Source organism: Actinosynnema sp. NPDC059797 (assembly GCF_042732085.1).
GTDB lineage: Bacteria > Actinomycetota > Actinomycetes > Mycobacteriales > Pseudonocardiaceae > Actinosynnema.
In genome coordinates this window covers 1-7,842 of record NZ_JBHWIE010000335.1, presented here as the reverse complement: position 1 = coordinate 7,842, position 7,842 = coordinate 1, and the positions used below count along the sequence as shown (strand labels likewise).

The 7,842-nt window shown below is 72.4% G+C and carries 9 protein-coding genes; 1 reads left to right on the top strand and 8 read right to left on the bottom strand.

What is annotated here, in order from left to right:
- The 8 genes from ACFV4N_RS36315 to dxr all read right to left on the bottom strand — a co-directional run.
- A partial coding sequence (locus ACFV4N_RS36315; RefSeq protein WP_499677198.1) for a hypothetical protein occupies positions 1 to 247 on the bottom strand: 247 nt, incomplete at its 3' end.
- A gap of 90 nt (positions 248 to 337) precedes the next feature.
- Positions 338 to 742, bottom strand: a complete 405-nt coding sequence (locus ACFV4N_RS36310) for a type II toxin-antitoxin system VapC family toxin (RefSeq protein ID WP_499677197.1) — start codon at positions 740 to 742, stop codon at positions 338 to 340.
- On the bottom strand, positions 739 to 1,011 hold the full coding sequence (locus ACFV4N_RS36305; RefSeq protein WP_499677196.1) for a type II toxin-antitoxin system Phd/YefM family antitoxin: 273 nt from the start codon (positions 1,009 to 1,011) through the stop codon (positions 739 to 741). The genes ACFV4N_RS36310 and ACFV4N_RS36305 overlap by 4 nt, the downstream gene beginning before the upstream one ends.
- Before the next feature lie 27 nt (positions 1,012 to 1,038).
- On the bottom strand, positions 1,039 to 2,841 hold the full coding sequence (locus ACFV4N_RS36300; protein ID WP_499677195.1) for a penicillin-binding transpeptidase domain-containing protein: 1,803 nt from the start codon (positions 2,839 to 2,841) through the stop codon (positions 1,039 to 1,041).
- A gap of 65 nt (positions 2,842 to 2,906) precedes the next feature.
- The gene (locus ACFV4N_RS36295) at positions 2,907 to 3,761 is read right to left on the bottom strand and encodes a GNAT family N-acetyltransferase (protein ID WP_499677194.1); all 855 of its coding nucleotides are present in this window, start codon (positions 3,759 to 3,761) and stop codon (positions 2,907 to 2,909) included.
- Between the two features lie 49 nt (positions 3,762 to 3,810).
- Entirely contained in the window at positions 3,811 to 4,965 is a 1,155-nt protein-coding gene (ispG, locus tag ACFV4N_RS36290; protein WP_499677193.1) for a flavodoxin-dependent (E)-4-hydroxy-3-methylbut-2-enyl-diphosphate synthase, read from the bottom strand.
- Positions 4,966 to 4,979: 14 nt separating this feature from the next.
- Positions 4,980 to 6,173, bottom strand: a complete 1,194-nt coding sequence (locus ACFV4N_RS36285) for a M50 family metallopeptidase (RefSeq protein WP_499677192.1) — start codon at positions 6,171 to 6,173, stop codon at positions 4,980 to 4,982.
- A 2-nt stretch (positions 6,174 to 6,175) separates the two neighbouring features.
- On the bottom strand, positions 6,176 to 7,396 hold the full coding sequence (gene dxr / locus ACFV4N_RS36280; protein WP_499677191.1) for a 1-deoxy-D-xylulose-5-phosphate reductoisomerase: 1,221 nt from the start codon (positions 7,394 to 7,396) through the stop codon (positions 6,176 to 6,178).
- A 155-nt stretch (positions 7,397 to 7,551) separates the two neighbouring features.
- On the opposite strand from dxr, the gene ACFV4N_RS36275 reads away from it, so the two are divergent.
- Positions 7,552 to 7,818 (top strand): GlsB/YeaQ/YmgE family stress response membrane protein, encoded by a 267-nt coding sequence (locus ACFV4N_RS36275; protein WP_499677190.1) that lies wholly within the window; start codon positions 7,552 to 7,554, stop codon positions 7,816 to 7,818.
- Positions 7,819 to 7,842: the final 24 nt, after the last annotated feature.

The window sequence follows — 7,842 nt, the reverse complement described above, 5'->3', positions numbered from 1 at the left end:
GCCACCGCACCACCCGGGCGGACAGCCGGCGCGGGCGGGCGCTGAACGGGAAGTCCACGGGCACCGGTCCGTCCGGGCGGTCCACCGCACCCGGGGCGCGCCCGAGCGCGGAGTTGACCACGTGGGCGCAGGTGATCACCTGCCCGGCGCGGAACAGCAGCCCCGCACCCACGGGCACCCCGTCCTCGACCGCGCGGACCCGGACGAGCGCCGGGTTGAGGTGTTCGTTGACGTCGAGCGCCCTCACCGACCGATTCCCCCTCGTCGACGTGGGGGACCGCACCGCCCCCCGCCGGACGTTAGCCCAGTGGCCCGGGGAACGGCGGGGTATTGCCGATCAGGCCGCCGCTTCGGCCGTCCCCGGCGCGGCGACCGGCAGCCCCATCTGGTCGGCCGCGGTGAGCAGCCGCTTGTCGTAGGCCACGAACGCGTCCAGGTCACCGCGCACCAGCAGGGCCGAAGCGAGGTGGATCGCATCCAGGCTGCGCAACTCGACGGCCAGCGTGCCGGCGTCGTCCAGCAGGTCGAACGTCATCGGGATCATCTCCACCGCGGACAGCACGCGCTTGGCCCGCTCACCGAGGTTGACGAAGTCCTTCAGCACCGCACGGGAGACCTCGGTGCGGGAGACCGCACTGCTGACGACCGGGTCGGTGTGAGAGGTGAGCCACTCGCGCAGGGCCTGGCTCTCGGCCTCCCGGCGGACGAGCTTCACCAGGGCCGAGGAGTCGAAGTAGATCAAAACCTGTCCTCTCGCTGCTCCTGCAGCTCCGCGGAGACGTCGAGGGTCGACTCGACCGGCGGTTCCAGCAGGCGGGCGCGGCTCGCGTCGGCGGGGAGCAACTGCCCGTTGACCCGAAGGCGCTCACGGAGCGTGGCGTCCCGGGGCGGCGGGGCCAGCACGGCCACCGGCACACCGCGATCGGTCACCGTGATCGACTCACCGGCGGCGACCCGACGCAGGTACACGCTGGCGTTCTGCCTCAACTCCCGCACGCCGATCGATTCCATGTGCTACACGATAGCACATTGCTCCGTTCAGCCCAACGCGCCCAGGAACCGCCCCGAGGTCTCCACCGCCGGCGCCGACGAGTTCGTGCCCAGCAGCAGGGTGGCGAAGGCGACGTCGCCTCGGTAGCCGATGAACCAGCCGTGGGAGTTGGCGCCGTCGCCGAACTGCGCCGTGCCCGTCTTGCCCCGCACGTCGCCGAACGGCTTGAGCTGCGGCGCGGACCCCGACTCGACCACCTCGCGCATCATCGCCCGCAGCGGCTCCAGCACCTCCGGGGCGGGCGGGGTCGGCGTGCGCTCCACCTCCGTCTCCCGGTCCGCCAGCACCGACGGCACCGGCACCTCGCCCGACGCCACCGTCGCCGCCACCAGCGCCATGCCGAACGGGCTGGCCAGCACCTTCCCCTGGCCGAAGCCGTCCTCCGCGCGCTCCACCACGTCGGTCGCGGGCGGCGCGGAACCGGTGATCGTGGTGACGGCCGGGATCCCGAAGTCCACGCCCAGGCCGAACGAGTCGGCGGTCCGGGTCAGCTCGTCCGGCGCCATGTCGGCCGCGAGCTGCGCGAACGTCGTGTTGCACGACACCGCGAACGCCGTGCGCAGCGGGACCGTGCCCTTGTCGAACTCGCGGTCGTTCGGCACGATCCGCCGCCCGCCGACGGTGGTCCGCCCGGGGCACGGCACGGGGCTGTCCGCGGTCGCCTTCCCCGACGCCAGCGCCGCCGCCGCGGTCACCACCTTGAACGTCGAACCGGGCGGGTACTGGCCGGTCAGCGCCACCGCGCCCTCCTTGTCGGCCGGCCCGTTCTGCGCCACGGCCAGCACGTCGCCGGTCGACGCGGACAGCGCCACCAGCATCGCCGCGCCGGGCACCGGCTCCACCGCGTCCTCGGCCGCCGTCATCACGGTCCGGCTGAGCACGGTCCGGATGGCCTCCGCGGGCTGGGGCGGCACCTCGTGCAGCGCCTCCACCTCCTCACCCGCCGCGTTGACGGTGTAGACGCGCAGGCCGGAGCGCCCGGCGATGTCCTCCTCCACGAACCGCCGCACCGCGGGCAGCACCTGCGAGCCGAACGTCCGCGACGGCGCGAGCAGCGTCTTCTGCGTGGTGAACCGCACGCCGGGCAGCTCGTAGATGGCGGGCTTGACGCTCTGGTAGTCCGCCTCCCGCAGCGCCGCCACCTGGTAGACCTGCCCGGAGGGCACGGCCGAGGCGCCCTCGGCGATCGACTGCGGCGTGATCGCGGCGTCGATCGGGGACAGCGCCGACGCCAGCGCGCCGGCCACCGCGCCCAGGTCGCCCGCCTCGCCCGGGTCGAGCAGCACGGACACGACGACCTCGGGCGCGAGCAGCGGCACGCCGTCGCGGTCCAGCACGGGCGCGGGGTCGGGCTTGACCTCGACCACGCCCAGCACCTGCTGCGCGCCGAGCCTGGGGTGCACGACCGACGGCGCCCAGCGCACCCGCCAGTCGTCCTCCTCGCGGCGCAGCTCCAGCTTCGCCTGGTAGCCCCACGCGTGCCCGTGCCCGAGGTCCCAGTCGTACCTCACGTCGGCCTCGGCGGTCGCGGCCTCGCCCGACGAGCGGACCTGCTCCACGGCGGCGCGCAGCCCGGCCGGCTTGAGCGCCTCGCGCGCCTTGCCGAGCAGTTCCCGGGCGCCACCGGGGTCGTCGGTGACGGCCGCCGCGCCGTCGAGGTCCCCGTTCGCGACCCGGGTCAGGAAGTCGTTCGCCACCTCGTCCGGCCCCGGTCGGGAGGAGGAGAACAGGCCACAGCCGCTGACGAGCAGCAGCACGGCCCCGGAAAGGGCCACCGTGCGCGGGATCACGGGGCCGAGTATGCCGGTCCGCAACTATCGGGTTTCGACCGGTTCGACGCGTGCCGGGAGCGGTGTCAGAACAGCACGGTGGCGTACTCGCCGACCTGGGTGAAGCCGATCTTGCGGTAGGCGGCCTTGGCCGCGTCGTTGTAGGAGTTCACGTACAGCGAGGCGGTCCGGCCGAGGCCCTTGACCAGGCGTTCGGCCACGGCCGCGGTACCCGCCGCCCCCAACCCGTGCCCACGCCGGTCCGGCCGGACCCACACGCCCTGGATCTGGCCGACCTTGGCCGACATGGCGCCGATCTCGGCCTTGAACACCACGTCGCGGCCCTCGAACCGGGCGAACGCCCGGCCGCCCGCGATCAGCTCGGCCACCCGCGCCCGGTAGGACGCGCCGCCGTCGTCGGCGCACGGGTCGACGCCGACCTCCTCGATGAACATCGCGATCGCCGCGGGCAGGTACCGGTCCAGCTCGTCGGGCCGCACCGGCCGCACCAGCGGGTCGGACGGGATCTCCGGGCCGCCGCCCAGCGCCATCAGCGGCTGGGCGGCCCGCACCTCGCGGGCGGGGCCCCAGTCGGGGGCCAGCTCCTCCCACAGGCCGAGCACCTGCTCCGCGGGCCCGACGAGCGACGAGCACATCCGGCCGCGGCGACGGGCCCGGTCGGCGAAGCTGCGCAGCGCGGGGGGTCCGCCGCACAGCGGGATCAGGTTCGGCCCGGCGAAGCACAGCGCGTCGATCCGGCCGCCGCGCAGCGAGCGCTGGTCGTACGCCCACAGCTCACCGCCCAGCCGCCACGGGTCCAGGCCCGCGACCTCGACCCGGGAGGCGACCATGCAGGACGCCACCGGGTCGGCCGCGAGCACCGCGAGGACCTCGGGCAGGTCCCGCTCGTCGAGCAACCGCGCGCCAGCCAGCCTCAACACGCGTCAAGCGTGCCAGACGGACGGCTGGTCGCGCGCGTCGGACACCCCCTCAGCCGACCGTCACCACCGGCTCGCCCTGCGCCGACTCGCCGATCTCTTCGGCAATGCGCATGGCTTCCTCGATGAGGGTCTCGACGATCTGGTGCTCGGGCACGGTCTTGATGACCTGGCCCTTGACGAAGATCTGCCCCTTGCCGTTGCCCGACGCCACGCCCAGGTCCGCCTCACGCGCCTCGCCGGGCCCGTTGACGACGCAGCCCATGACGGCCACGCGCAGGGGCACCTCCATGCCCTCCAGGCCGGCGGTGACCTGCTCGGCCAGCGTGTAGACGTCCACCTGCGCCCGGCCGCACGACGGGCAGGACACGATCTCCAGCTTGCGGGGCCGCAGGTTGAGCGACTGGAGGATCTGGTGGCCGACCTTGACCTCCTCCACCGGGGGCGCCGACAGCGACACCCGGATCGTGTCGCCGATCCCCTGGCGCAGCAGCGCGCCGAAGGCGACCGCGGACTTGATCGTGCCCTGGAACGCCGGACCCGCCTCGGTCACGCCCAGGTGCAGCGGGTAGTCGCACTGCTCGGCCAGGAGCTCGTAGGCCCGGATCATGACCACCGGGTCGTTGTGCTTCACGCTGATCTTCAGGTCGTGGAAGTCGTGCTCGGCGAACAGCGACGCCTCCCACAGCGCCGACTCCGCCAGCGCCTCCGGGGTGGCCTTGCCGTACTTGGCCATCAACCGCGGGTCCAGCGAACCGGCGTTGACCCCGATCCGGATGGGGGTGTCGTGGTCGCGGGCCGCCTGGGCGATCTCCTTGACCTTGTCGTCGAACTTCTTGATGTTGCCCGGGTTCACCCGCACCGCCGCGCAGCCGGCCTCGATCGCCGCGAACACGTACTTCGGCTGGAAGTGGATGTCCGCGATCACCGGGATCTGCGACTTGCGCGCGATCGCCGCCAGCGCGTCCGCGTCGTCCTGCGACGGGCACGCCACCCGCACGATGTCGCACCCGGCCGCGGTCAGCTCCGCGATCTGCTGCAACGTCGCGTTGACGTCCGCGGTGACCGTGGTCGTCATCGACTGCACCGAGACGGGGAACTCGCTGCCGACCCCCACGGACCCCACCATGAGCTGGCGGGTCTTGCGACGCTCCGACAACACCGGGGGCGGCATCGCCGGGATACCGAGCATGACGCCGTCGCTCATCGGTAGAACACCTCTCACTGGAGCCGGATCGGGTTGACGATGTCCGCGGTGACCGTCAGCAGCGTGATGGCGCCACCGACGAAGATCACGAAGTAGGTCAGCGGGAGCAGCCGCAGGTAGTTCACCGGCGCCCCGGCGGGCAGGCCGCGGAGCTTCCTGATCCAGTTTCGCACCCGTTCGTAGAGGTTGACGGCGATGTGACCACCGTCAAGCGGCAACAGGGGCAGGAGGTTGAACACACCGACGAAGAAGTTGAGGCCCGCGAGCATCATCCAGAAGAACTGCCACAGGCCCTGCTCGACCGCCTCGCCGCCGAGCCGGCTCGCGCCGACCACGCTGACCGGGCTGTCCACGTCGCGCTCGCCGCCGGCGATGGCCTCGACGACCGCGGGGATCTTCTCCGGGAACCGGAGCAGGCCGTGCCAGGTGTTGACGAACATGTCGCCGGTGAAGTCGGTCGCGCCGCCGAGCGCGGTGAGCGCGTCGTACTCGAAGTTGCGCTGGTGGATGATGCCGATCGCGCCGACTTCCTCCTTGTAGGTGGAGCCGTCCTCGCGCACCAGCTCCCGCTCGACGCGGGCGACGTCGACGGTGAGCGTCAGCTCCCGCCCGTCGCGCAGCACCCGGAACTCGGTGTCGCCGGACCGCTCGCGCGTGGCCTTGAGCACGTCGGACCAGGTCGGCGTGGCGGTGCCGGCCACGGCCACGATCTCGTCGCCGGCCAGGAAGCCCGCGTCCCTGGCCGGGGCGGGCGCGCCGGGGGCGCAGTCGGCCTCGGTGCTGCTCTGCACGCAGGCGGTGACCTCCTGGACCACGGGGGTGCTGCGGAGGTTCGGCAGGCCGAGGGTGAAGGCCATCAGGTAGAGGATGATGAAGCCGAGGATGAAGTGCGTGATGGAGCCCGCCGAGAGCACGACGACGCGCTTCCAGGTCTTCTGCCGGTAGAACGCCCGCTGCTCGTCCTCGGGGCGGACCTCCTCCAGCGAGGTCATGCCGGTGATCTCGCAGAACCCGCCCGCCGGGATGGCCTTGAGGCCGTACTCGGTCTCGCCGCGGCGGAACGACCAGATCTTGGGGCCGAACCCGATGAAGTACCGGGTGACCTTCATCCCGAACATCTTCGCGGTGCCGAGGTGCCCCAGCTCGTGCAGCGCGATGGAGATGCCGATGAGCAGGGCGAACAGCAGGATGCCCAAAAAGTAGACCACTGTCAGTCCTTCCCGTGGCCCACCGAGGTGACCACGAGTTCCCGTGCCCGCGCCCGGGCCCACTCCTCCGCCGCGAGCACCTCGGCGACGTCCGCCGGCTCCCGCGACCAGCCGCCCGCCTCCGCCAGCACCCGCTCCACAGTGTCCACGATGGAGGTGAAGGGGGCGTCATCGGCGAGGAACGCCGCGACCGCTTCCTCGTTGGCCGCGTTGTAGACGGCGGGCAGGCACCCGCCGCCGGAACCCGCCTGCCTGGCCAGCCGCACCGCCGGGAACGTCTCGTCGTCCAGCGGCTCGAACGTCCAGGCCGTCGCCACGTCGAAGGTACACGCGGCCGCGGCGCCGGGGACGCGATCGGGCCAGCCGAGGGCCAGCGAGATGGGCAGGCGCATGTCGGGCGGGCTGGCCTGGGCGAGCGTGGAGCCGTCGGTGAAGGTCACCATCGAGTGAATGACCGACTGCGGGTGCACGACCACGTCGATGTTCTCGTAGGGCACGCCGAACAGCAGTTGCGCCTCGATCAGCTCCAGGCCCTTGTTGACCAGGGTGGCCGAGTTGACCGTGATGACCGGGCCCATGGACCAGGTCGGGTGGGCCAGCGCCTGGGCGGCGGTGACGCCGGCCAGCTCGGCGCGGGTGCGGCCGCGGAACGGGCCGCCGGAGGCGGTGAGCACCAGCCGGGCGACCTCGTCGGCGCGCCCGCCGCGCAGGCACTGGGCCAGCGCGGAGTGCTCGGAGTCGACGGGCACGAGCTGACCGGGCTGCGCGGCCCTGAGCACCAGCGGGCCGCCCGCGATCAGCGACTCCTTGTTGGCCAGGGCCAGCGTCGCGCCCGTGGCGAGCGCGTGCAGCGTGGGCGTGAGGCCGATGGAGCCGGTGATGCCGTTGAGCACCACGTCCGCGGGGGTGGAGTCGATGAGGTCGGTCATGGCGGTGGGGCCCGCCAGGATGCGCGGGAGCTTGAACTCGCCGCGCGAGTACCCGCGCTTCTGCGCCTCGGCGTAGAGGGCGAGGGTGACGTCCTCCACGGCGGTGGCGCGGGCGACCGCGACGGCCTCGACCCCGGCGTCCAGGGCCTGCGCGGCGAGGGCGGCGGGGTCCGCGCCCCCCGCGGCCAGGCCGGCGACGGTGAAGCGGTCCCGGTTGGCGGCGATGACGTCGAGGGCCTGGGTGCCGACGGAGCCGGTGGAACCGAGGACCAGGACCGTGCGTGGTGTGCTCATCGGCACCCATTGTTCCGGACCCCGCCTGAGGGCCCGCACGGCGGTAGTTGATAACAGAAGGGTAACGCAGGCGTGTTCTCACTCGAAGGTGGGCATTCCTCGATCAAGCGCCGCGACGGATCCGCCCGCCGCGGCCCGCAGGAAGGAGAGCCCCCGTGGGCATCTTGGGTTGGATTGTTCTCGGCCTGATCGCGGGTGCCATCGCCAAGGCCATCATGCCTGGTCGTGACCCCGGTGGCATCATCATCACGATGCTGCTCGGCATCGTCGGCGCCATCATCGGCGGTTTTGTCGGCCGTGCGATCTTCAACTCCGACATCAACTCGTTCTTCGACCTGAGCACCTGGCTGCTGGCCATCCTCGGCTCCCTCATCGTGCTCGGCGTCTACCGGCTGGTGACCGGCAACCGGGCCAGGGCTTGACCTGATCACCCGCTCCGGCGGGTC

Bases quoted from the DNA above. Each gene is read 5' to 3' on its own strand.
- dxr (WP_499677191.1), bottom strand. From the start codon at position 7,396: ATGAGCACACCACGCACGGTCCTGGTCCTCGGTTCCACCGGCTCCGTC.
- ACFV4N_RS36305 (WP_499677196.1), bottom strand. From the start codon at position 1,011: ATGGAATCGATCGGCGTGCGGGAGTTGAGGCAGAACGCCAGCGTGTAC.
- ispG (WP_499677193.1), bottom strand. From the start codon at position 4,965: ATGAGCGACGGCGTCATGCTCGGTATCCCGGCGATGCCGCCCCCGGTG.